The 22,900-nt window shown below is 72.5% G+C and carries 22 protein-coding genes; 13 read left to right on the top strand and 9 right to left on the bottom strand.

Annotated elements, in window-relative coordinates:
• Positions 1 to 28: 28 nt before the first annotated feature.
• From ACFW9D_RS11235 to ACFW9D_RS11200, 8 genes are all read left to right on the top strand, one after another.
• Positions 29 to 754, top strand: coding sequence for a TetR/AcrR family transcriptional regulator (locus ACFW9D_RS11235; RefSeq protein ID WP_188336883.1), 726 nt, complete (start codon positions 29 to 31; stop codon positions 752 to 754).
• A gap of 676 nt (positions 755 to 1,430) precedes the next feature.
• The gene (locus ACFW9D_RS11230; protein WP_384620369.1) at positions 1,431 to 1,868 is read left to right on the top strand and encodes an SMI1/KNR4 family protein; all 438 of its coding nucleotides are present in this window, start codon (positions 1,431 to 1,433) and stop codon (positions 1,866 to 1,868) included.
• Positions 1,865 to 2,188, top strand: coding sequence for a barstar family protein (locus tag ACFW9D_RS11225; RefSeq protein WP_384620367.1), 324 nt, complete (start codon positions 1,865 to 1,867; stop codon positions 2,186 to 2,188). Before ACFW9D_RS11230 ends, ACFW9D_RS11225 begins: the two co-directional genes overlap by 4 nt.
• Positions 2,185 to 2,460, top strand: a complete 276-nt coding sequence (locus tag ACFW9D_RS11220; RefSeq protein ID WP_384620364.1) for a hypothetical protein — start codon at positions 2,185 to 2,187, stop codon at positions 2,458 to 2,460. The genes ACFW9D_RS11225 and ACFW9D_RS11220 overlap by 4 nt, the downstream gene beginning before the upstream one ends.
• Complete coding sequence (locus ACFW9D_RS11215; protein WP_384620361.1) at positions 2,457 to 2,972, top strand: Imm50 family immunity protein; 516 nt, start codon at positions 2,457 to 2,459, stop codon at positions 2,970 to 2,972. The genes ACFW9D_RS11220 and ACFW9D_RS11215 overlap by 4 nt, the downstream gene beginning before the upstream one ends.
• Positions 2,959 to 3,315 carry a hypothetical protein gene (locus ACFW9D_RS11210; RefSeq protein WP_384620358.1) on the top strand — a complete coding sequence of 119 codons (357 nt, stop codon included), beginning with the start codon at positions 2,959 to 2,961 and terminating at the stop codon, positions 3,313 to 3,315. Before ACFW9D_RS11215 ends, ACFW9D_RS11210 begins: the two co-directional genes overlap by 14 nt.
• Entirely contained in the window at positions 3,312 to 3,590 is a 279-nt protein-coding gene (locus ACFW9D_RS11205; protein WP_384620355.1) for a hypothetical protein, read from the top strand. Before ACFW9D_RS11210 ends, ACFW9D_RS11205 begins: the two co-directional genes overlap by 4 nt.
• Positions 3,591 to 3,726: 136 nt before the next feature.
• Positions 3,727 to 4,878 (top strand): NlpC/P60 family protein, encoded by a 1,152-nt coding sequence (locus ACFW9D_RS11200; RefSeq protein ID WP_384620352.1) that lies wholly within the window; start codon positions 3,727 to 3,729, stop codon positions 4,876 to 4,878.
• Positions 4,879 to 4,885: 7 nt separating this feature from the next.
• Here the strand turns inward: ACFW9D_RS11200 and ACFW9D_RS11195 are convergent, their stop codons facing one another.
• The 5 genes from ACFW9D_RS11195 to ACFW9D_RS11175 all read right to left on the bottom strand — a co-directional run bounded on the left by ACFW9D_RS11195 (position 4,886) and on the right by ACFW9D_RS11175 (position 10,624).
• Entirely contained in the window at positions 4,886 to 6,139 is a 1,254-nt protein-coding gene (locus ACFW9D_RS11195; protein ID WP_384620349.1) for a styrene monooxygenase/indole monooxygenase family protein, read from the bottom strand.
• A 67-nt stretch (positions 6,140 to 6,206) separates the two neighbouring features.
• Entirely contained in the window at positions 6,207 to 6,833 is a 627-nt protein-coding gene (locus ACFW9D_RS11190) for an ATP/GTP-binding protein (protein ID WP_188336890.1), read from the bottom strand.
• On the bottom strand, positions 6,814 to 7,224 hold the full coding sequence (locus ACFW9D_RS11185) for a DUF742 domain-containing protein (RefSeq protein ID WP_188336891.1): 411 nt from the start codon (positions 7,222 to 7,224) through the stop codon (positions 6,814 to 6,816). Before ACFW9D_RS11185 ends, ACFW9D_RS11190 begins: the two co-directional genes overlap by 20 nt.
• Positions 7,221 to 7,706 carry a roadblock/LC7 domain-containing protein gene (locus tag ACFW9D_RS11180; RefSeq protein WP_384620346.1) on the bottom strand — a complete coding sequence of 162 codons (486 nt, stop codon included), beginning with the start codon at positions 7,704 to 7,706 and terminating at the stop codon, positions 7,221 to 7,223. The genes ACFW9D_RS11185 and ACFW9D_RS11180 overlap by 4 nt, the downstream gene beginning before the upstream one ends.
• Entirely contained in the window at positions 7,703 to 10,624 is a 2,922-nt protein-coding gene (locus ACFW9D_RS11175; RefSeq protein ID WP_384620343.1) for a nitrate- and nitrite sensing domain-containing protein, read from the bottom strand. The genes ACFW9D_RS11180 and ACFW9D_RS11175 overlap by 4 nt, the downstream gene beginning before the upstream one ends.
• 417 nt (positions 10,625 to 11,041) lie before the next feature.
• Here ACFW9D_RS11175 and ACFW9D_RS11170 point away from each other — a divergent pair, with 417 nt between their 5' ends.
• Positions 11,042 to 11,830, top strand: a complete 789-nt coding sequence (locus tag ACFW9D_RS11170; protein ID WP_188336893.1) for a protein phosphatase 2C domain-containing protein — start codon at positions 11,042 to 11,044, stop codon at positions 11,828 to 11,830.
• A gap of 16 nt (positions 11,831 to 11,846) precedes the next feature.
• Here the strand turns inward: ACFW9D_RS11170 and ACFW9D_RS11165 are convergent, their stop codons facing one another.
• Positions 11,847 to 12,347 (bottom strand): MarR family winged helix-turn-helix transcriptional regulator, encoded by a 501-nt coding sequence (locus ACFW9D_RS11165; RefSeq protein ID WP_384620390.1) that lies wholly within the window; start codon positions 12,345 to 12,347, stop codon positions 11,847 to 11,849.
• A 319-nt stretch (positions 12,348 to 12,666) separates the two neighbouring features.
• Here ACFW9D_RS11165 and ACFW9D_RS11160 point away from each other — a divergent pair, with 319 nt between their 5' ends.
• Complete coding sequence (locus ACFW9D_RS11160; RefSeq protein ID WP_188336895.1) at positions 12,667 to 13,494, top strand: lysozyme; 828 nt, start codon at positions 12,667 to 12,669, stop codon at positions 13,492 to 13,494.
• Between the two features lie 92 nt (positions 13,495 to 13,586).
• Here the strand turns inward: ACFW9D_RS11160 and ACFW9D_RS11155 are convergent, their stop codons facing one another.
• Positions 13,587 to 16,439: a M4 family metallopeptidase gene (locus ACFW9D_RS11155; protein WP_384620339.1), complete on the bottom strand. Its 2,853-nt coding sequence runs from the start codon at positions 16,437 to 16,439 to the stop codon at positions 13,587 to 13,589.
• Between the two features lie 150 nt (positions 16,440 to 16,589).
• Between ACFW9D_RS11155 and ACFW9D_RS11150 the strand changes: the two genes are divergently transcribed.
• A complete protein-coding gene (locus ACFW9D_RS11150; protein ID WP_384620336.1) occupies positions 16,590 to 17,600 on the top strand; it encodes a LuxR C-terminal-related transcriptional regulator in 1,011 nt (336 codons plus the stop codon).
• Positions 17,601 to 17,668: 68 nt separating this feature from the next.
• Here the strand turns inward: ACFW9D_RS11150 and lon are convergent, their stop codons facing one another.
• Positions 17,669 to 20,080 carry an endopeptidase La gene (lon, locus tag ACFW9D_RS11145; protein WP_384620333.1) on the bottom strand — a complete coding sequence of 804 codons (2,412 nt, stop codon included), beginning with the start codon at positions 20,078 to 20,080 and terminating at the stop codon, positions 17,669 to 17,671.
• 152 nt (positions 20,081 to 20,232) lie between these two features.
• On the opposite strand from lon, the gene ACFW9D_RS11140 reads away from it, so the two are divergent.
• Both ACFW9D_RS11140 and ACFW9D_RS11135 read left to right on the top strand, forming a co-directional pair.
• Entirely contained in the window at positions 20,233 to 20,919 is a 687-nt protein-coding gene (locus ACFW9D_RS11140) for a GNAT family N-acetyltransferase (RefSeq protein WP_384620331.1), read from the top strand.
• Between the two features lie 52 nt (positions 20,920 to 20,971).
• The gene (locus tag ACFW9D_RS11135; protein WP_188336898.1) at positions 20,972 to 22,066 is read left to right on the top strand and encodes a DUF3626 domain-containing protein; all 1,095 of its coding nucleotides are present in this window, start codon (positions 20,972 to 20,974) and stop codon (positions 22,064 to 22,066) included.
• On the opposite strand, the gene ACFW9D_RS11130 is transcribed toward ACFW9D_RS11135, so the two are convergent.
• The gene (locus ACFW9D_RS11130) at positions 21,993 to 22,751 is read right to left on the bottom strand and encodes a rhomboid-like protein (RefSeq protein WP_384620327.1); all 759 of its coding nucleotides are present in this window, start codon (positions 22,749 to 22,751) and stop codon (positions 21,993 to 21,995) included. The two genes, ACFW9D_RS11135 and ACFW9D_RS11130, sit on opposite strands and share 74 nt — an antisense overlap.
• Between the last annotated feature and the right edge of the window lie 149 nt (positions 22,752 to 22,900).

Here is a 22,900-nt window from a genome sequence, read left to right as displayed (position 1 = left end):
CCGGGACATGCCGGTTACTCTTCGCACCATGACCTCGGCAACCGGCACGCCCGCCTACAGACGGCTCAGCGTCGAGGAGCGGCGCGCGCAGCTGCTGGAGGCGGCGCTGTCCCTGTTCGCGCACCGGGCCCCCGAGGAGGTCTCCCTCGACGACGTCGCGGAGGCCGCCGGGGTCTCCCGGCCGCTCGTCTACCGCTACTTCCCGGGCGGCAAGCAGCAGTTGTACGAGGCCGCCCTGCGCACGGCGGCGGACGCGCTCGAGCAGTGCTTCGCCGAACCGCCCGAGGGCCCGCTCACCACACGCCTGGCCCGCGCCCTCGACCGCTATCTGGCCTTCGTCGACGAGCACGACATGGGCTTCGCCGCGCTGCTCCAGGGCGGCAGTGTCGTCGAGACGTCCCGGACGACCGCGATCGTGGACGGGGTGCGCCGCGCGGCCGCCGCCCACATCCTGGCCCACCTGTCCGTCGCCGAACCGGGCCCGCGACTGCGCATGACGGTCCGCATGTGGATCACCTCCGTCGAGGCCGCCTCGCTGATCTGGCTGGACGAGGACAAACAGCCGCCCCTCGACGACCTCCGCGACGCCCTCGTCGACCAGTTCCTGGCCATCCTGACCGCGACGGCGACCCGCGACCCCGAGACCGCCGAGGCCGTACGCCGGGCCCTGGCCCTGGAGCCCCCGGACGGCCCGGTCGACGCGCTGGTGCGGCGGGTGCTGGGTCTGGCGGGCGGCGCAGCACATTTGCAGTGACGGCGGCGGACGGCGCGGGACGCCCGGGAGAGCCGGTCCTGGCACGGGTTCCGTGACAGGAGTGTGACGTAGGCACGTTGCGGTTCGCGAAGCGGCGTGCCCATCATGGCTGGCATGTCTGAGCACGGGGGTGCGGCGGACCAGCCGCAGAAGACACCGAGGTCGCGCCTCGCCGACTACGCCGAGATGAGCGGTCCGGCCACGCCTGCCGACGCGGCGCGGGAGCCCGCGGAACCGCCGCCGCCCGCGCGTGAGGAGTCCACGCCGGAGCCTCCCGGCGCTCAGGCCGCCGATCCCGGCCCCTCGCTCGACGACCCGGAAGTGGTGGCCCGGAAGCGGGAGTTCGCACGGCATCCGTTTCATCCTGGCCTTCTCCTACGAACATACTCTGGCCCGAATGGCCGGACGGGCCGCAAGGACTTCCGATCGTCAAATGACCCGCAGGCCGACGGGCTCCCGCGGAGGAACAGAGAACAGGCACATGCGCGAAGTACAGCCACTGGGCATCCTGAGTCTGCTCGCGAGCCGGCACGGCACAAGGACGAAATGGCCGGGCGGACGGGAGCGCTGCGCGAGGAGGACCGTGCGGGTGTCGCCTCGTATCTGCGTAAGGGCCATGTCGTGCTGGCGATCGTCGAGACAAAGCGGGAGCCGGCGGAACACGGGGGCAGGACGCATGTGGCGTGAACTCGCAGAGGAGTTCCCGGGAACCGAGCTGGAGGGTCCCGCGGTCCCCGGGGCACTGGACCGTATCGAGGAGCGCCTCGGACAGCGCGTGCCGTCGGCCTTGCGGGAGTTGCTGCTGGAGACCGACGGTATCGAGGACGTTCACGGCGCCGAGTCCGTGTGGAGCACGGAGCGGATCCTCGAAGTGAACGCATCCTTCCGGTCGCAGGCGGACTTCCGCGATCTGTACATGCCGTTCGACGCCCTGATGTTCTTCGGCGACAACGGCGGCGGCGATCAGTTCGCCTTCGTCCGCACCCCCGAGCGGGACGATGTCTTCGTCTGGGACCACGAGACCGACAGCCGTACGTGGGTCGCGCCCTCTCTGGCCCGCTATCTCCGCAGCGCGCTGGAGAGCGACGGCGAGGACTGGTACCGGAGCGCATGACCGACGGAGTCTTCGCTCAGTTCTACGAGGCGCTGCGACTTCCGGACCATTTCGGCTGGAACTGGCCCGCTCTCCAGGACTGCCTGTTCGACCTGCACTGGATCAGCGCCGAACGCATTCTCCTCACCATCGACGACGTCCATGCCGTCCTCTCCGAGGAACCGCAGGAACGCGAAGTTCCCTTCCGTATGCTGAAGGACGCGGCAAAGCACTGGGCGGGAAAGCCCGATCTTCCCGGGCAGAAGAAGGTCTCCTTCGAGGCAGTGCTGTTGTGCCCGTCCGACCAGGAAGAACAGCTGCTCCGTGAGATCGGCGCATGAACCGCCGCCGTGCCCCGATCGAGGGAGCCGTCCGAGGGGGGATCGGCGCACCGGACTTCGCCGCCGCCTGGTGGGAGGCCCACAGGGCTGTGCAGGCGGCCGGTGAGCGCCCGGTCGGTGCCCTCGCGGCCCTGCTCGACCAGGTCTTCCTGGTTCTGGAGGACTACTCCCCCGATTCCGCCCTGCGGGAGCCCGGCGACCTGACCGGCGCCGGGCTGCGGCAGGCTGTGCGGGAACTGACCAGCACGCAGGAAGGGGGCCCGCGCTCGTGACCGGCCATCACCTCTCCGTACGAAACAGCGAGGTCCTCGCCCCGCTCTACGGCCCATCTCCCCTGCCTCTGACCGCCGTACGGCTCCGCTCCGTGCATCTCGACTGGCGCGGGCCCACCTTGACGCTACGGCTCGATCTGCCCGCCCCTCCCCTGCCGTTGCCGGAGGAGTGGGTGGCCGCCGGGGTCGACAGCGTGCAGGGGCAGGTGCAGTTCCTCGCGGTGGCCGACCTGGAGCTGGATGAGTGGGAGCCGCCGGTGGTCGTGTCGTTCGCGCTGACGGAGGTCGTCGGCGGCGAGCACCGGATGCGGGTCGAGGTCTCGGCCGGTGAGGGCGGCTCGTTCCTGCGGTTCACCAGTCACACCGACGTGCTCGCCGGGCACCTCAGCGGATTCCGGGCCGGTCCCGGCGGGGACGACGGGGGCCCGCATCTCTTCCGCAGCCGCCTCGACGCGAGGCTCCACCCGGCACTCCCCGAACCGAGCGAGAAAACCTTCTATGGACGGCTCTGAGGACGTGTCCCCCGCACTCGCCGCGCTCTGCACTCCGGAGGTGATGAGCGACAGCGACCTCTTCTTCGTCCATCTCGACGAGCGGGAGCGCTCCGTCACCCTCGGCTTCGCCCGCCAGAACGGGGGCGAGGGGTTCGAGTTCTTTCTGCGGTTCCCGCAGGCGCGGGAGGTGCGGGTCAGAGGATGGGCCCACCCGGGAAGGAAAGACGTCCGGGTCGCCGACGACGGGGACGGTGTCGAGGTGGTCGTGTCGGCGCCGGGCTCGTCCCTGAGCTTTCGTGCGGCGGGCGTCGCGCTCGCTCGGACGCGCTCCTTCCCCGTCTGGGAGAGACTGGGCCCGTGAAGAGTGAAGAGATCCCCTTTGTCGGGGGGCCGCTCGACGGGCGGACGCTGGACGTGATGGTGACCGCCACCGGGAATCCGCCCAAGGTGTACAAGGTGCCGGTCCCGGGTGAGGAGGGCGGGGAGACCGTGTTCGTGTATGTGCGGGAGCCCGTGCCGAGCGGGAAGGCCGTGCAGCTCGTGACGCGGTGGCGGTACGTGTTCGCGCCCGACGGGAAGACCGGGCGGGAGATCCGGTGGCCGTGGTCCAAGGACAAGGACAAGGGCGCCGAGTAAAGGCGGCTCGCCGGGTGGGACCTGGACGGGTGGCGGGGTTGGGCCGGGTCGCGCAGCTCCGCGCGCCGGTCGTACGACGGTCTGCTGGTGTTCACGGTGCGGGGCACAGGGGCTGGCCCGCATCGGAGGTGATGAGGTGTCAGGCAGGCTGGTGCGGTGGGTGTGCACGGCGGCCGTCGCGGCGGCGGTGCTCCAGCCGGTTCCCGCGGGCGCGGCGCCCGGACCGGACGACACCGGGCAGGAGCGGCCGGTGGCCGAACTGCTGACGGATCTTCAGCGGCTGTACCGGGAGGCCGAGGAGGCCACCGAGGCGTACAACGCCACCGAGGAGAAGCTGAAGGAGCGGAAGAAGGCCGCGGAGGATCTCAGCGAGAAGCTGGCCCGGGCCCGGGGGGAGCTGAGCCGCAGCCGGGTCGCCGCCGGGCGGATGGCGCGGGACCAGTACCAGGGCAGCAGCGACATCTCCCCGTACGTACGGCTGCTGCTGGCCCGTGATCCGCAGCAGGCCCTCGATCAGGGGCACGTGCTGCGGCGCGCGGCGAGGGAGCAGCAGGCGGCGATCGCCCGGCTGGTCGGGCGGGAGAAGAAGACCGACGGGCTCGCCACGACCGCCCGGGCCGCCCTCGACCGCCAGATGCAGCTCACGGAGAAGAAGCGGAAAGAGCGGGACGCCGTGCAGGGGCGGCTCAAGGAGGTCGAGGAGCTGCTCGCCTCCCTCAGCGCCGATCAGCTCACGGAGCTGGCGCGGCTGGAGAAGAAGGGCACGGCGGACGCGCAGCGGGAGTTCGTGGCGTCCGGGGCGCTGAGCTCCACCCCGCGCTCCCCGTCGAAGGCCGGTGACGCGGCGCTCTCGTACGCCGTCGAGCAGATCGGGAAGCCGTACGTGTGGGGCGCGGAGGGGCCGGACTCGTTCGACTGCTCGGGGCTCACCTCGCAGGCCTGGGCGCACGCGGGCCGGACGATCCCGCGGACCTCGCAGGAGCAGTGGGCGCAGCTGCGCCGGGTGCCGATCGGCGAGCTGCGGCCCGGGGACCTCGTCGTGTACTTCCCGGAGGCGACGCACGTGGCGATGTACCTCGGCGACGGGATGGTGGTGCAGGCGCCGCGCCCCGGGGCGAAGGTCAAGGTGTCGCCGATCGCGGCGAACCCGGTGCTCGGGGCGGTCCGGCCGGACCCCGGCGCGGACCCGATGTCCGGCTACAAGGCCCCCGCCCTGCCGGAGGGGGCGACGGACGGCGACGACACCGGGTACTCCGACCCGGGTGCGCCGCCGTCCCTCACCGAGTGACGACGGGCTACTGCGTCAGCGACGCGAGGTACGCCTCGGTCTTGGCCGGCTCGTAGAAGAAGTTCTCGAAGTCGGCCGGGTCGTTGAACCCGTTGGCGAAGCGGTCGGCGGCCGGCTGGAGCTGGCCGGCGGCGCCGAGCAGGTTGAGGACGTGCTCCGGCGGGGCCTGGAGCATCGTGTTCGTCCACTTGGTGACGTGCTGCGCGGTGTCCCAGTAGCGGTCGAACGTGGACTGCATCCACTCCTCGTCGAACGGCTTGTCACCGTGCTCGACGATGGAGGAGAGGTACGCGGCCGCGCACTTGGAGGCCGAGTTGGAGCCCTGGCCGGTGATCGGGTCGTTGGCGACGACCACGTCGGCGACGCCGAGGACCGCGCCGCCCGAGGGCAGCCGGCCGATCGGGTTGCGGACGGTCGGCGCGTAGCGGCCGGCGAGCGTGCCGTTGGCGTCGGTCAGCTCGACCTTCGTGGCGCGGGCGTACTCCCACGGCAGGAACTTCTCCATCAGCTCCAGCGTGAGCGCGAGGTGCTCGGAGGGGTCCTTGACGCCCTTGAACGCGTCCACGGGGCCGCCGGGTACGCCCTCCCAGAACAGGATGTCGGCGCGGCCCGAGGTGGTGAGGGTCGGCATGACGAAGAGCTCGCCGACGCCCGGCACGATGTTGCAGCGGACCGCTTCGAAGTCGGGGTGCTCGGGGCGCGGGCCGAGACCGTGCACGTAGGCGACGGCGAGGGCGCGCTGCGGCTCCGTGTACGGGGAGCGGGAGGCGTCGCGGCCGAACATGGAGACGAGCTCGCCCTTGCCGGCCGAGACCAACACGAGGTCGTAGGTGCGGGCGAAGTAGTCGAGGTCGGAGACGGCGGCGCCGTGGATGACGAGCTGGCCGCCGCGCTGGGCGAAGGTCTCCATCCAGCCGGCCATCTTCACGCGCTGGTCGACGGACTGCGCGATGCCGTCGAGCTTGCCGACCCAGTCGATGGCCCGCTGGGTGGGGCCCGGGTCGTGCGAGCCGGGGGCGGCGACGGAGACGCCGAGGCCCTCGATCTTCGGGGCCTGGGACTCCCAGAAGTTGAGCTGCAGGTCGCGCTCGTGCTGGAGCGAGGTGTGGAACATGCACTGCGTCGACATGACCCGGCCGGAGCGGATCTCGTCGGCGGTGCGGTTGGACATCAGAGTGACCTCGTACCCGTGGGACTGCAGGCCCAGGGCGAGCTGGAGACCGGACTGGCCGGCTCCGACGACGAGTATCTTCCGCGACATATCGACTGCCTCTAACTTGCTTACGAAATAAGGGATGTGACCCGGCGGGGTCTACGGAGTTTCCGGCCTAGGCGGGGGTGGCGTCGAGCGCGTGGCCGACCAGCGAGAGCAGCGTCTCGATCACGGATATGCGGCGGCGCGCGTCCATGACCAGGACGGGGACGTGCGGCGGCACGGTGAGCGCCTCGCGCACGTCGTCCGGCTCGAACTCCTCGGAGCCGTCGAAGTGGTTGACGGCGACGACGTAGGGCAGCCCGCAGCTCTCGAAGTAGTCGAGAGCCGGGAAGCAGTCGGACAGCCGGCGGGTGTCGGCCAGGACGACGGCGCCGATCGCGCCGCGCACCAGGTCGTCCCACATGAACCAGAACCGCTGCTGGCCCGGCGTGCCGAACAGGTACAGGACCAGGTCGTCGTCGAGCGTGATGCGGCCGAAGTCCATGGCGACGGTCGTGGTGGCCTTGTCGGGGGTCGCGGACAGATCGTCCGTGTCCTCGCTGGCCCGGGTCATCAGCGCCTCCGTCTGGAGGGGCTGGATCTCCGAGACGGCGGTCACCAGGGTGGTCTTGCCGACGCCGAACCCGCCCGCCACGACGATCTTCGTGGCGATCGGGGCCCGGGTCCTGTCGGTCTGCCAGGCCTGCAACTGCTCCTCTTCTTCGAGGAGTTCGGTGACGTCAGAGACGACGGAGTCCACTCAGCACCCTTTCGAGCAGCGCGCGGTCCGGCTGTCCCGGGCCGTGACCGGTTCCGTACACACGGATCTTTCCCTGGTCGGCGAGGTCGCTCAGGAGGACGCGGACCACACCGAGGGGCATCTTGAGGAGCGCCGCGATCTCGGCGACCGTGCGCATGCGGCGGCACAGCTCCACGATGGCCCGCATCTCCGGCATGACGCCCGCGAGCGTGCCCTTCCCTATTTCGAGGTGCTGTTCGGGCGCTTCGAGGGCGGCGACGAACGTCTCGACGAGCAGCACGTGCCCGAAGCGGGTGCGGCCGCCGGTCAGGGAGTAGGGGCGGACGCGGGCGGCCTTGCGGTCGGATCCGCGTACGGGGAGTTTGCCGGTGCTCGTACTGCCGGGTGTCATCGGGTGCTCTCCATCGACTGGCGCAGTTCGCTGCGGAGTTCGGGGGTGAGGACATGCCCGGCACGGCCGACGAAGAGCGCCATGTGGTACGCGACGACGCTCATGTCGCAGTCCGGGGTGGCGTGCACGCCGAGCAGAGAACCGTCGCTGATGGACATGACGAAGAGGGAGCCCTCCTCCATGGCCACCATGGTCTGCTTGACGCCCCCGCCGTCCATCAGCTTGGCGGCGCCGATGGTGAGGCTGCCGACGCCGGACACGATCGTGGCCAGGTCGGCGCTGGAACCCTTGGGGCCGCCGCTGTGGTCAGCGGTCCTCTCGGCGTTGTGCCCCGGGTCGGAGGAGAGCAGGAGCAGCCCGTCGGACGAGACGACCGCGACGGAGAGCAGCCCTGGCACCTCCTCGACCAGATTGGTCAGCAGCCAGTGCAGATTGCGCGCTGCGCTGCTGAGTGCGCTGGATACAGGGGTGGGCGCAGTCAACTGCTTGCCTCCTCGGCGGTGTCCCCCTTGGCTTCTCCGATACGTTCTTCGATCTCGGCCGCGACGTCCTTGCGGCCTTCCTGCGCCCCCCGGTGGAATCCGCCGAGCCGGCGGCGCAGCGCGTCCGCGTCCACGGAGCCGGTGCGCGGCTTCGCGGCGGGAGCCTGGGCTGCGGCCTTCGGGGTGCGCTTGGGCAGGCCCTTGTCCGTGAGGCGCTGGGGCGCCGGCTCGGACACGGGGGTGCGCTGCGCGGGCACCTCGGCGGTGGCCGGCTCGGGAGCGTGGTCGGGCTCCGGCCGGTCATGGGTCTCGTTCGCGGCCTGGGGCGCGGGAGCCGGCGCGGCTTCGGGCTCGGGCGCGGGCACGGGCGCGGCTTCGGGCTCGGGGTCGGCTTCGGGCTCGGCGAGCGCCGGGGTCGCGGTCAGGACCCCGGTGGTGGTCGCGGTCTCGTCCGGGGTGCGCTCGTGCGCGTCGGACTCGCCGGTGGCCACGGGCGCGGGGGCCGGTACCGGAGCCATGAGCTCCATCGTGGTCTCGGCCGGACGCTCCACGGGCTCGGACTGCTCCGTGGGCTCGGCGGGCTCGGGGGGCTCATCGGCCTCGGTGGTCTCCGCCTTGAGCACGGCCTGTTCGGCCGCCGCGATGAGCGGATCCGCACCCTCGGAGCCGTCGGCGCTGCGCCCGTCCAGGACGTTGGAGTTGGCCTCGGCCTCGGAGCCGGGCAGGTGCACGGCCGGGGCGCCGCCCGGCACCGGCACGGCCGGCGGCGCCGACACGACGGGCGCGGCGGCGAGCAGCGCGGTGGGCAGCACGGCGACGGCGGCGACACCGCCCTGCTTCTGCTCGCGCAGCCGGACCCGGATGCCGTGCCGTGCGGCGAGCCGCGCGACGACGTAGAGGCCGAGCCCGAGGCCGTCGGCGTCCGCCGGGTCGTGGGCCTGCTCCGCGGTGAAGGCGGACAGCCGCGCGTTGAGCTCCCGCATCCGGTCCTCGGCCATGCCGATGCCCTCGTCCTGGACGGAGAGCATGACCTCGCCGTTCTCCAGGAGCCAGCCGGAGACCTCGACGGTGGCGTCCGGCGGCGAGAACGAGGTCGCGTTCTCCAGGAGTTCGGCGACGAGGTGGCTGAGGTCGTCGGCGGCGAACCCGGCGACGTGCGCGTGCGGCGGCAGCGCGGCGATCCGGACCCGCTCGTACCGCTCGATCTCGGAGACGGCGGCACGGACGACGTCGACCAGCGGGACGGAGCCCGCGTGCTGCTGGCCGTGCTCGGCACCGGCGAGGACCAGGAGGTTCTCGCTGTGCCGGCGCATGACGGTGGCGAAGTGGTCGAGCTTGAACAGGGTGCCGAGGCGCTCGGGGTCCTGCTCGCGCTCCTCCAGGCCCTCGATGACGCCGAGCTGGCGCTCGACGAGGCCGAGGGTGCGCAGGGCGAGGTTGACGAAGGTGCCGTGGATGGAGTGGCGGGCCTTGTCCAGGCGCTCGGCGGCCTCGGCGAGCTCGGTGCGCAGGGCCTCGCGGTCGGCGCGCAGCGCGTCGCGGTCGTCGGCCATCCGCTGCCGCTCGCCGATGAGGTGCTTGCGGTCGGACTCGAGGCTGCCGAGCCGCTCGTGGAGGGCGAGGGCGTGCGCGTGCAGGGCGTTGACGGAGCGGACGACCTGGGCGAACTCGTCGTTGCGCCCGGTGAACTTCATCGGCTCCTCGGTGCCCGGCTCGGCGGCCAGGCGGGCGGAGCCGATCCGCAGCACGGCCAGCGGCCGGGTCAGCGAGCGGGCGGTGCCCATCGCGAAGCCGACGGCGGCGAGCAGGCAGAAGCCCGCCAGGGCGAAGCGGATCTCGAGCGCGGTGACGTCGTCGTCGCGCAGCTGCTCCAGGGCCTTGATCCGCTGGTCGCCGAGGGCGGCCTCGGCGCCCCGCATCTGGTCGACCCGGGCGGTGAGCGCGTCGTCGACCTTCTTGCTGCTGTACTCCAGTTCGGCGGCGGACAGCGTGGGGGCGTCGGTGAGCGCGGCGAGGTACTTGTCGGCCCGCTCGACCTCGGGCCCGGTGACCGTCGAGTCGTACGAGGTGACGGCGGCGGCCGGGGCGGACTCGCGGAAGTCGTCGAGCGCGGCCTGCGAGCGGACCTGGGCGAGCTGGGCGGCGGCGGTGAGTCCGTCCCGCTCCTCGGCGCCGCCGCCCGCCGCGTCCGAGACGACGGTCTTGGGCAGCCCGGTGACGGGGTCGAGGACCGTCGTGGTCGAGGTGGGCCGGGGCACCGCGTACGCGGCGAGCAGGAGGCCGCGGGCGGCGGAGGCCTGCTCGACGGCGCGGTCCAGGTCGGCGAAGGCGCGGACGCCCGCGCCGGCCCGGGCGGGCGTGCTGTCGGCGAGGTCCTCGGCGAGCCGGGGCAGGCCGGCGATGGCGGCGGAGTACGCGGCGTTCGCCTTGAGGGCGGTGTCCTTGCCGGTGAGGGCGGCGCGGCGGACGGCGGCGATCTCGTCGAGGGTGCGGCGCAGCGAGCCCTCGGCGTCGGCGCGCAGCTCCTCGACCTGGCGGTCGACCCGGCCGCTGCGCTCCTCGCTGAGGCCCTTGCCCTCGGGGCGTCCGGCGGCGATGAAGGCGGTGACCTCGTCGCGCTCGTCGGCCAGGGAGCGGGACAGGGCGAGGGCGCTCTGCGTGCGCTGCGCGTCGTCGACGAGGCCCTGGGACTCGCCCACCTGGGCGGACGCGGTGAGGAGCGCGGGGGCGGCGGCGCCGGCGATCGCGGCGGCGACCACGGCGACGGCGACGATCAGCCGGTTGCGCACCCGGGCCTTGCGGCCCTTGCCGACCGGCGGGGCCGGGGGCGTCGGGGCGGGCGTCAGGGCCGGGGAGGGCACGGTGCCACCGGGCGCGGAGGACGTGCCGTGCTCCGTGACGGAGCCCGTCGCACCCACCCCGCCCACGCCAAGGGACCCGTTACCGCCGGAGGTCTTCCGCAACGTCTGGTGCTCGCATTCCTGACTCGTCCTACCCCTGGGCACGGGTGACGCTCCGTCAACACGCGCGCCCGTCTGGTATGGCTCCAGACCATTCCAGTGCCGGTGAGCAGGAGGCGTACATCACCTGGCCCGCCACCCGAAGGAGTGAACATCGTGCGGGAGTTGGCGAGCAAGTTCCCCGGGCCCGGCGGCGGGGCGTCCGCCGCGCGCCGGTTGGACGTCTTCGGAAGGCTTTGGCAAGATGCCCCGCCACGCCTCGCCGGAGCTGATCATTCCGCCCCAATTCCGGCGCCGCACACGCCAGACCACCTGCTCGTACCGACATCCGCCACACCTGTGAAGGCTCCGTGCAGACTCATGCAGACTGGCTGGATGCGCATCGAACTGACGACGGAACCCGGCGACCCCGAGCGCCCGAACGAGGACTACGCATCGGTAGCGCTCCCGGCATCCGGGCAGGGTGGGTCGCTCGTGGTCCTCGACGGGGTCACACCACCCTCCGGCGACGCCGGCTGTCTGCATTCCGTCCCCTGGTTCACGGCCCGCCTCGGCGGCGCCCTCGCGGAACTGTCCGCTTCGCGCCGGGATATGACGTTGTTTGACATCCTGGCCGCGGCGATCGAGCGGACCGCGGACGCCCACCGCGGCACGTGTGACCTTTCTCACCCCCGTACGCCACAGGCGACCGTCGTGCTCGCGCGCTGGGACGCGGAGCGTCTGGAGCATCTCGTGCTGTCCGACTCGGCGTTGCTCGTCGAGGCGCCGGACGGCACGGTCACCGCGCTGCTCGACGACCGGCTCGACCGGGTGCCGCGCGCCTCCCTGGTCTCCGACGCGGTGGCCGACGCGACGGTGCGCAACAAGGAGGGCGGCTTCTTCACCGCCGCCGCCGACCCGGACGTCGCCCGCCGCGCGGTGACGGGCACGCTCCCCCGCGCCGAGGTGCGGGCGCTGGCCGCGCTGACCGACGGAGTGACCCGCTGGGTGGAGAAGTTCCACGAGGGCGACTGGACGGACCTGTTCACCCTGATCCGCAAGGAGGGCGCCGAGGCGGTGGTGGCCCGGGTCCGCGCCCTGGAGGACGCGGACGCGCAGGCCCGTACGTATCTGCGGCGCAGCAAGACGCACGACGACGCCTCGCTGGTGTACGCGGAGCTGTGAGCGTGCGCGGCGGCGCCTACTCGGCGCCCGCGTTCAGCTGGTGCAGCAGCCGGGCCAGCTCCGCGACCTCACGGCGGTCCCAGCCGGCCAGCTGGCGCACATAGCGCGCGCGGCGGGCGTCGCGGACGCGGCGGAAGTCCTCGCGGCCGCGCTCGGTGAGCGAGACGAGCCAGGCGCGGCCGTCGGCCGGATCGGGCTCGCGGCCGACGAAGCCGAGCTCCTCCAGGGCGCGCAGCTGCCGGCTCATCGTCGCCTTGCCGACGCCGATGTAGCCGGCGAGCTCGGTGGCCCGCTGGGCGCCGCACTCCTCGAGCCGGGCGAGCAGTCCGTACGCGGAGGGTTCGAGATCGGGGTGCACCTCCCGGGCCATCTCGCCGGAGTTGGCCCGGGCGCGGCGCAGGAAGTAGGTCAACTCCCGCTCCAGGGCGAGGAACTCGTGGTCCACACCCTGCGGCGCGGATGCGGCGGACGCGTCCCGTTCCGCGTCCCGTCGCCCGCCGTTCCCGTCTTCGTGCACGTCAGCAGCCATGGACTGAGGTTCCCCGAGTTTCCCTGTCTGAAAGTTCTCGCCGCCGCGCGTCATCGCCGCAGCTCCGTCAGTATTTCGCAGGAGTAGACCAACGGCACCCTCCAGGCCCTCTTCCCTCGCTCGGGTCTACGTGCGTAGCGTGATGCATGGCATGTCCACACCATCGTCATGGAACGGACACACCGCCAGGCCGGCAGGCGAACCCCCACCCGCGGCACCCGACGGCACAGCGCGACCGCACGGAACGGCACAGGTCCCTGATCAGCTCACCCACCTGATCCCCCACGAGGCCTACGGAGGCACCCACATGCCCGTGCACAGACCCGGAACGACGCTCCGCCGGACCCGCCTCGGCGTGGTCGGCGCCCTTCTCGCAGCCCTCTCCCTCCTCGTCGCCCTGCCGGGCGCGGCGCAGGCGGGCGACGTCCCCCAGCGCGGTGAGGCCTACATGGGCATGGGCGTCGCCGCCCACGACGGCGACACCGGCGAACCGCCCATGACCCGCGCCACCCAGACCGAGGGCGTCGACGTCAGCGGCCACCAGGGCAACGTGGCCTGGTCGACGCTCTGGAACAGCGGCGTGCGCTGGGCCTACGTCAAGGGCACCGAGGGCACGTACTACACGAACCCGTACTTCGCGCAGCAGTACAACGGCTCGTACAACGTCGGAATGATCCGCGGCTCGTACCACTTCGCGACGCCGGACACGACGAGCGGTGCCACCCAGGCCAACTACTTCGTGGACCACGGCGGCGGCTGGTCCCGCGACGGCAAGACGCTGCCGGGCGCGCTCGACATCGAGTGGAACCCCTACGGCGCCGCCTGCTACGGCAAGACGCAGAGCGGGATGGTCACCTGGATCCGTGACTTCCTGAACCAGTACAAGGCCCGCACGGGCCGTGACGCCGTCATCTACACGGCGACCAGCTGGTGGACCCAGTGCACCGGCAACTACGGCGGCTTCGCGGCCTACAACCCGCTGTGGATCGCCCGCTACTCCTCCACCGTGGGCACGCTCCCGGCGGGCTGGGGCTACTACACGATGTGGCAGTACACGTCGTCCGGCCCGACGGTCGGCGACCACGACAAGTTCAACGGCGCGCTGGACCGCGTGGTCGCCCTCGCGAACGGCTGACCCGCGCGCAGGGAAGATCGAGGGCCCGGACGCGCGGTACGCGCCCGGGCCCTCTCGCTGTCCGGCTCAACGGCCCCGCTCAGTGGCCTGGCTCAGCACTTGCCGACCGGCTTGTCCCGCCTCACGAGATCGGTGGAACCGGTGGTGCCGTCGAGCCACAGGACCCGCCGGCCGGTGTCGGCGGCCGCGTAGGCCTGGTCGCCGCGGTTGCAGGACACGCGCTTCGGGCCGCCCTCGCCGTCGGGAGCGACCTGGTACAGCTTCGGCAGCGTCTCATTGGCCCAGCTCGTGGCCGGGGGCAACTGGGTCACGGTGACCGCGTCGTCCGAGGCGGTGAGCGTGTAGGCGTACAGCGAGCCGCTGCCGGACTCGGGAACGACGGTGACGGGGTTCGTGCCGTCGAGGCCGGCGCGGCGCACCATCGCCTTGCCGCCGTCGGTCAGGTCCGTGTCCTCGATCCAGAAGACGCCGTCGTCGGTGATGGCCGTCTGGCCGACGCTCTGCACGCTGTCGCTGACGGGCATCGCCGTGGTGGTGCCGGTCGCCGCGTCGAAAACGTTGATTCCGAGCACGGCGTCGCCGTTCGTGTCGGGCGTCACCGCCGCGAAGGCGATCTTGCCGTCCTTGACGGAGGGCAGGCCCGAGACGTGGTAGGGACGGCCGCCGTCGACCAGACCGACCTCGCCGGTCTTCATGTTGACGTACCGGACGTTCGTCACGCCGAACTGCGGATTGGTCGCGGTGTACACGACGTAGTCGCCGTCCACGACGAGCCCGGAGACATCGCTTCCGATGCCGTCGACCTGCTTGGCGAGGCCTCCGTCGACCGGGCGAGCCATGATCTTGACGCCGTTGCTGCTGTAATCGGCCCACACCACGGTCTTGCCATCGGTGTTCGCGTAGACGTTGTAGTCACCGTTGTTGGGGCTCACCAGTTGGGGCGCGCCCTTGCCGGAGGTGTCGCCCAGCCACACCGAGTACGGCTCGCTGCCGTCCTCGTTGCTGCGCGAGACGGCGTACTTGCCGCCGCCCGCGCCGACGTCGGTAGCGTAGGTGTTGACGCCGGTCAGCAGTGTGTCCGTGTCGGTGCCGAGCTTGGTCTCCCAGCCGGGCACGATGCCGTGCCGGGCGAAGGCGTTCTCGATGGTCTTCACCTGGGCCTGGGTGGCGCCGAGTTCCTGCGCGGCGGCGATGACCGAGGCACGCCCCGCGGTGAAGTCGTCCAGCGGCGTCATGTAGGAGGTCAGCGCGCGGTAGACGATCTGGTCGGAGAGGTCGCCGCCGACGGCCTTGCGGATGTCCCACAACGCGCCCGAGAAGATCGGGGAGTTCAGGTGCACGCCACCGCTGTCACCGCGGGCGGTGACACCGATGAAGTCCTTCTGCGTGGTCATGTCGTTGTTCAGGTCACGCAGGGCGCACTCGCGCGGGCCGAGCGTGGTGCACAGGTCCTCGCCGAGCAGACCCGAGTCCGGGTCGTCCATCGACTGGCCGTTCGCCTCCAGGTCGATGGCGTTGCCGAAGTAGTCCGAGATCGCCTCGTTGATCGCGCCGGACTGGCCCACGTAGACCAGGTTCGCGGTGTACTGGGTGACGCCGTGCGTCATCTCGTGGCCGACGACGTCGGTGTCCGCCGAGAAGGTGCGGTAGTCGCCGCCGCCCTGGCCGTACACCATCTTGGTGCCGTCCCAGAAGGCGTTGTTGTACGGGCCGCCGTTGGCGGTGACGCCGACGAGCGAGTTGATGTACTCGTCCTTGTCGTCGAGCCCCTTACGGCCGAAGTGATCCTTGTAGTACGCGTACACCTTGTTGGCGGCCCAATGGGCGTCCACCGCACCGGCGTCGGTGGCGTCCGCTCCGAACTCGGGGGTGGCCGAGGAGAAGACCTTGACGCCGCTGGGCCAGACGCCGGACGCGTACGCGGCGTCGACGCCGCGGGCGTCGTAGGTCTTCAGCATGGGGCCGTTGAACGGGTCCTCCGCGGTCCGCAAGCCGTAGTCGATCATCTGATAGGTGCCGTCGGAACCCTTGTACAGGTTGAGCTCGGCCTTCTGGCCGTTGTAGCGGGTGCCGGAGCCTTCGACGACGAACGACGGAACGGACTCGGTGGAGGCCTCGTCCGTGGTCGCCGCCGGCGCCGCGTCGTCCGTGTCACCGGCGGCCGTGTGCGTGGTGCCGAAGGTCTGGATGCCGCTGTACTGGAGCAGCGGGAAGCCGGAGTGCGCGTCGATGTACACCTCCTGCCGCACCGGCGAACCGTCGGCGGCGGTGCCCGTGACGGTGATGTGCCGGGCGAGCACGCCGTCGCCCTGCGGGAGGACGACGACGCCGTTCGCCTTGCCGCTGAGCGGGTTCTCGCCGGGCTTCTTGCCCTTGGCCGGGGCGTGCAGCGGGGCATCGCCGAGCCGGGTGCTGGCGGCGGCGACCGCGCGCTGCACCGCGACCTTCTCGGACACCTTCGGCGTGACCGAGGGGAGCTTCAGCCGGGTGAAGTAGCTGCCGGAGGTGCCCGTGACGGTCCGCCTGCCGTCCTTCTTAGTCATCCGGACCACGTACTGGCCGCCGAGCACGTCGACGCCCCGGTACTTCTGCTGGAAGCGGACCGTCTGCCGGCCGCCGCGGTCGGTCGTGGTGCCGAGCGAGGCGAGGTCCTGCGACGAAGTGTCCTCGATGCGGTACCGGGACTTCTTGGCCTTGAGGTGGCCGCGCGCCGCGTCCGCCGCGGTGCCGGTCGCCGGGACCTCCTCGTGCAGGCCGGTCACCAGTGCCGGGGTGTCGGTCCCGGGCTTCGCGGTGGCGGCAGCGGCAGGTGCCGCGGTGTCCGCATGGGCGGCCGCCATGCCGGTCGTCAGGAGACCGGCGGTGGCGAGCAGCGTCGCCACCGCCTGGCCGACGGCTATGCCGCCCGGCCGGTCCCCTCTGCTTCTGCGCACTGAAGTCCGCACGTCTGATCCCTTCGCTGCCCTTGGCGGTTGAACGGAAACCGAACGCGGACATGCAAAGGCCGGGACACGGCTGTCGACAATGAGTCGTCGCTGGTCACTAGTGTGCGTACACACTTGTGTGGCCTACACGGACCGGATGAGAATCGGGCCGTGAGACAGACCGAGCTGGACGCGCAGTGGGAGGCTCTCGGGCTCGACGCCGACGGACTCCAGGTCTACGAAGCCCTGCTCAACCGGCCGGAGCAGCTGTCCCGTGCCGCGTTCGCCCAGTCCCTCGGTCTGCCGGTCCGTCGGGTCACGGCGGCCCTGGAGCAGCTGGCCGCACACGACTTCACCCGGCCCACGGCAGGATCGGCGCTGCCCGAGCCGGTCGCCCCGGCGACGGCCCTGCGCGCTCTGCTCCACCGGCACCAGGCGCGACTGCTGCGCCGCTCGGCCGAGTTGGAGGAGCTGACGGGGGCCGTCGACCGGATCTCGGCGCAGCTCATGAGCACGGCGCAGGATCCGCGGGAGATCGGCATCGAGACGGTGCGGGGCGGTCCCGCGATCGCCGAGCGGGTGGCCGCGCTGCTGCTGTCGGCGCGCGAGGAGGTGGCGCTGATCGACCGGCCGCCGTACGCCTCCAGCCAGCCGGACGGCATGCCGACGCCGCTGGACATGGGGGCGCCGGTGCGGCGCGGGGCACGGGTGCGGGCCATCGTCGACCGGGAGGGGCTGAGCTTCCACGGCCGGGCCCGTGGTCTGAACGAGCTGGCGGAGCAGGGGGTGCAGATCCGGCTGGGCGCGGACCTGCCCACCAAGATGTTCACCGTCGACCGGCGGATCACGCTGCTGCCGCCGACCGACGCGGCGGACCCGACGGCCTCGGCGCTGGTGGTGAGCGACGCTCTGCTGGGCAACGCACTGGTGCCGCTGTTCGACGCGCTGTGGGAGCGGGCGGTGCCGATCGGGGCCGCCGGGCCGGAGCGGATCTCGGACGTGGACCGGGAGTTGCTGACGATGCTGTCCTCGGGCCTGAAGGACGAGGCGATCGCGCGCCGCCTGGACATCCATGTGCACACGGTGCGCCGCCGGATCACCCGTCTGATGCGGGAGCTGAACGCGCAGACCCGCTTCCAGGCGGGCGTGCAGGCGGCGATACGGGGCTGGCTCCTGCCCTGAGCGCGGTCCGGGCCGGACGTGCCGCAGGCCCGGCCCCACGAGGGGGCCGGGCCTGCGGTGTGCGGGTGTCACGCCGCGACGGGGATCTCCAGGTCCGCCGAGGCGGGGGCGAGGGCCAGTTCCAGGACCTGGCGGACGTCCGTCACGGGGTGGACGTCCAGCTTCTCCAGGACCTCGGCCGGGACGTCGTCCAGGTCCGGCTCGTTGCGCTTCGGGATGATCACCGTCGTGATCCCCGCCCGGTGCGCGGCGAGCAGCTTCTGCTTCACGCCGCCGATGGGCAGCACGCGCCCGGTCAGCGACACCTCACCGGTCATCGCCACGTCCGTACGGACCTGCCGGCCGCTCAGGAGCGAGGCGAGGGCCGTCGTCATGGTGACGCCGGCGCTCGGGCCGTCCTTGGGGACCGCGCCCGCCGGGAAGTGGATGTGCACGCCGCGCTCCTTCAGGTCGGCGACGGGCAGCTCCAGTTCGGCGCCGTGCGAGCGCAGGAAGGAGAGCGCGATCTGCGCGGACTCCTTCATGACGTCGCCCAGCTGACCGGTCAGGGTCAGTCCGGCCGCGCCCGTCTCCGGGTCGGCCAGGGACGCCTCCACGAAGAGGACGTCGCCGCCCGCTCCGGTCACCGCGAGACCGGTCGCGACACCGGGCACCGCCGTGCGCCGCTCGGCCGGGTCCTGCGCGGACTCGGGCACGTGGTGCGGCCGCCCGACCAGCTCGCGCAGATCGCCCTCACCGACGGTGAACGGCAGCTCGCGCTCGCCGAGTTCGTGCTGGGCCGCGACCTTGCGGAGCACGCGCGTGACGGCCCGCTCCAGGTTGCGCACGCCGGCCTCGCGCGTGTACTCGCCGGCCAGCTTGCGCAGCGCGTCCTCGCCGATGACGACCTCGTCCTCGGCGAGACCCGCGCGGTCCAGCTGGCGGGGCACCAGGTGGTCGCGGGCGATGACGACCTTCTCGTCCTCGGTGTAGCCGTCGAGGCGGACCAGCTCCATGCGGTCGAGCAGGGCCTCGGGGATGGCTTCGAGCACGTTCGCCGTCGCCAGGAAGACGACGTCGCTCAGGTCGAGTTCGACCTCCAGGTAGTGGTCGCGGAAGGTGTGGTTCTGCGCCGGGTCGAGGACCTCCAGGAGGGCGGCCGCCGGGTCGCCCCGGAAGTCCGAGCCGACCTTGTCGATCTCGTCGAGGAGCACCACCGGGTTCATCGAGCCGGCTTCCTTGATCGCCCGCACGATGCGGCCGGGCAGGGCGCCGACGTACGTACGGCGGTGGCCGCGGATCTCGGCCTCGTCGCGGACGCCACCGAGGGCGACGCGGACGAACTTGCGGCCCATGGCGTGCGCCACGGACTCGCCGAGGCTGGTCTTGCCGACGCCGGGCGGGCCGACGAGGGCGAGCACCGCGCCGCCGCGTCGTCCGCCGACGACTCCGAGGCCGCGGTCCGCACGGCGCTTGCGCACGGCCAGGTACTCGGTGATGCGCTCCTTCACGTCGTCGAGCCCGAAGTGCTCGGCGTCCAGGACGGAGCGGGCGCCCTGGATGTCGTAGGCGTCCTCGGTGCGGTCGTTCCACGGCAGTTCGAGGACGGTGTCGAGCCAGGTGCGGATCCAGGAGCCCTCGGGCGACTGGTCGCTCGCCCGCTCCAGCTTGTCGACCTCCTTGAGGGCGGCCTCCCGCACGCTCGAAGGCAGGTCGGCGGCCTCGACGCGGGCGCGGTAGTCGTCGGACTCCTCGCCCTCCTGCTCGCCGTTCAGCTCGCGCAGTTCCTTGCGGACGGCGTCGAGCTGGCGGCGCAGCAGGAACTCGCGCTGCTGCTTGTCGACGCCCTCCTGGACGTCCTTGGCGATGGTCTCGGCGACGTCCTGCTCGGCGAGGTGCTCGCGGAGCTGGGCGGTGGCGAGCTTGAGGCGGGCGACCGGGTCGGCGGTCTCCAGGAGCTCGACCTTCTGGCCGGTGCTCAGGAACGGCGAGTAGCCGGAGTTGTCGGCGAGGGCGGACACGTCGTCGATCTGCTGGACGCGGTCCACGACCTGCCAGGCGCCGCGCTTCTTCAGCCAGTTCGTGGCGAGCGCCTTGTACTCGGTGACCAGCTCGGTCACGGATCCGGGCAGCGGGTCGGGCAGCGTCTCCTCGACGGTCAGGCCCTCGACCCAGAGCGCGGCGCCGGGGCCGGTCGTGCCCGCGCCGATGCGCACGCGGCCGCGGCCGCGGATGAGCGCGCCGGGGTCGCCGTCGGCCAGGCGTCCCACCTGCTCGACGGTGCCGAGCACGCCGGTGTTCGCGTACGTGCCGTCGATCCGCGGAACAAGCAGCACCTTCGCCTTGCTGTCCCCACTGGACCGCGCGGCGGCCTGTGCGGCCTCCACCGCGGCGCGTACGTCGGTGTCGTTCAGGTCCAGCGGCACCACCATGCCGGGAAGTACCACCTCGTCGTCGAGCGGCAGCACGGGCAGGGTGAGCGGTGTGGACGTCGAAGCCATGATCTCCCCTTCGGCAGTCAAGTTGAGCTATGTCGACTCAATGCGTGGGGGCCGCCGAATGTTCCCCGGACCCCGTTCGCTGTGAGCGATCACATCTGGCCCGGCTCGACGAGGGCTCCGTAGGCTGCTCCGCGTAAGGCATGCACCAGGGCATGGCCTATTACATCGGGGGTGGCGGCATGACGGCCGACGCGCGGGTACGGGACTGGGTCGACGGCTGGGTGCTCTCGCGCGGGGCCGCTCCCCCGTCCGCCGAGCCCTGGGGGTTCACGGTCCACGTCGGCCTGGAGTCGCACGTGAGCCGGCACGTCCTGGGGGCCGTGAACGACGGCGTGCGCGAGGGCGACGTGCGCGAGGCCGCCCGGTCCGTGCGCGGGACGGGCGCCCAGCTCAAGGTCTTCGCCGACCCGGAGCGCGTGCTGCCGTGGCTCGGCCCCGAGTGGGAGCCCTACGACCTCGGCGACGTCCTGATGACGGCCGAGCTGACCGGCGCCGAGCCGCCCGCGCCCCCGGCCGGGTACCGGGTGCGCACCTGGACCCGTGACGGCGTGACCCGCGTCCTGGTCACCGACGCCGAGGGCACGTTCGCCGCCCGGGGCCAGACCGCCACGACCGGGGCGAGCACGGTGGTGGACATGATCGAGACCTCCGAGGACCACCGGCGCCGGGGCCTGGGCAGGGTCGTCATGGGCACCCTCCAGGCGGCGGCCCGCGCCGGGGGCGCCCGGCGCGGCGTCCTCGCGGGGACCCCCGCGGGCCAGTTCCTCTACCGCTCCCTGGGCTGGCGCACCGTGGCCCCGCTGACCAACGCCCGGCGCCGGCCCGCGACGGCGGCCTGACCCGGCACAAACTCGCTTGCCCGGACGGCACCGCGGCCCGAAGAATCCGGGCATGAGCGCACCCGTGACCCCGCTGACCCGTGCCCAGGACGCCGCCCTGCGAGCCCTGCGAGCGACCGCCCTGGCCGGCCGCGAGGACGCGCTCGCACGGCTGGCCCGGTGCGGGGTGGACGAGGACGCGGCCGAGGGGCTGATCGCCCTGGTGCGCCGGCACGCGCGCGTGACGCTGAACTTCCACCCGGACCGGCTGCTCGCCGACGGACGGACCACGGTCGCGGCCGGGCTCGCCGCGGACGGACGCTACCGGGGCCAGTACGAGACGGGGCTCTCGAACGGGAGCCGGACCGCGCACCCGGGCGGACTGCGCGACGACTGGGAGCACGCCCTGTTCGGCGGGGCGTACGCGGGCGCGACGGCCGCGGAGCGGCCCAAGTACGGGGCACTGAACGTGATGCGGCACCCGGACGGTGCCGCGCCCCGCTTCGGTTCCTGCCATGTGCGGCTGCGCCCGGAGGCGACCGAGCGGGCCACCTTCTGCTTCGGCGACAGCCACGTCGGCCCCGCGGACATGGGCACGGCCGACGCCCTGCACTCCGTGCTCGCCGCGCTGCTCACCGACGCCGTGGAGAGCGGGCAGTCGCTCGGGCTCGCCGGGGCGGACCCCGCGGCGGAGATCCGCGCCCTGGGCACCCCGGCCGCACCGCGCGGCCCCGGCCGTTCGCTCGACTTCTACGTGGAGGCGCAGGTGCACGGAGACGTGGACCTGCGCACGGACGCGGAGGCGCTGGTGCTCGACCCGTCGTTCCGGGGCACCGAGACCGGCGAGCTGCTGGCGGGTCTCGGGCTGCCCGTCGAGTGGCACGGCGGGTTCGTGCTCGGCCCGGAGGTGCCGGACGAGGAGATCGCCGCGTTCCGGGGGCCGGGGGTGGTGCCGGTCGTGGGGCGGGTGCGGGCGGAGTTCTCGGACGGCGGGCGGATCGACGCGGCCTGTGTCGGGCGCGCGGCGGCCTCGGCGGCCCGGGAGCCCGAGGGCTGGTCGGCGTACGGGGCGCCGGACGAGGTGCTGCAGTACGTCAAGCAGCTGTGGCACTGCCTGGTGCGGTTCGGGAGGAGCGGTACCGGCGGCGTACCAGCGGCCAGATCGTGACGCCGATCGCGAGGGCCAGGAGGTGCCCCCAGCCGGTCATCGGGTCCTCGAAGGTGAGCAGGTCCTGCACCAGCGTCGCCGCGAAGGCGGCGAGCACCAGCCGGCGGGGCCACCGCGGGAGCAGACCGGCGAGGGCGCCGATGCTGGCGGCGACGCCGAAGCTGATGCCGTAGTCGAGCCGGTGCAGGGAGCTGTGCGGCAGGTGTCCCGCCATGACGGACAGGCCCACCGGGATCTCCGTGGCCAGCGTCGCGAGGACGTGGCCGAGCAGGAAGACACCGGCCGCGCGCAGCCCGCCGATGCGGCGCTCCAGCGCGGTCAGCACGACGACGAAGGCGATCACGAAGGGTGACGTGAGGCCGCCGGCGATCCACAGGGCGCTGGCGAGCAGGACGCGTACGGGATGTTCGGCCAGATGGGCGACGTCGGTGCTCGATCCGCGCAGCGCGGCGGCGACCGTGTCCGGGTCGCCGAACTCCATGAACAGCGACGTGCCGAGCAGCAGGCAGGCGTAGCCGAAGGTGAAGGGGGTCCCGGTGGGCGTGGGCAGCAGCCGCCAGGGCCGCAGCCGCCGCCGGGCGGCCGGCCTCCGCTCCCGGTCGGGGGCGCCGGGCTGGGCGGGGATGCCGTCGAGCGGGGCGCGGGCGGGGGCCCGGCGGGTCTCGGTGTGCACGTGTGCCTTCACGTGGGACACCCCTTTCCTGCCGATCAACCCCCCACACTCACCCCGTGGGGCGCCCCCTGCCGGTGGCGGGGGCGACGCGGGCACGGGGCCCGGGCGCACCGACACCCTAGGCCCTGTCCGCGAGGTCCCGCCCGCCGGGAAGACGCGCG

It is taken from the genome of Streptomyces sp. NPDC059524 (assembly GCF_042749255.1).
In the GTDB taxonomy this organism is placed as follows: Bacteria; Actinomycetota; Actinomycetes; order Streptomycetales; family Streptomycetaceae; genus Streptomyces; species Streptomyces xanthii.
Note: the sequence above shows the minus strand (reverse complement) of the source record. Positions and strands in the feature narration are given on the sequence as shown.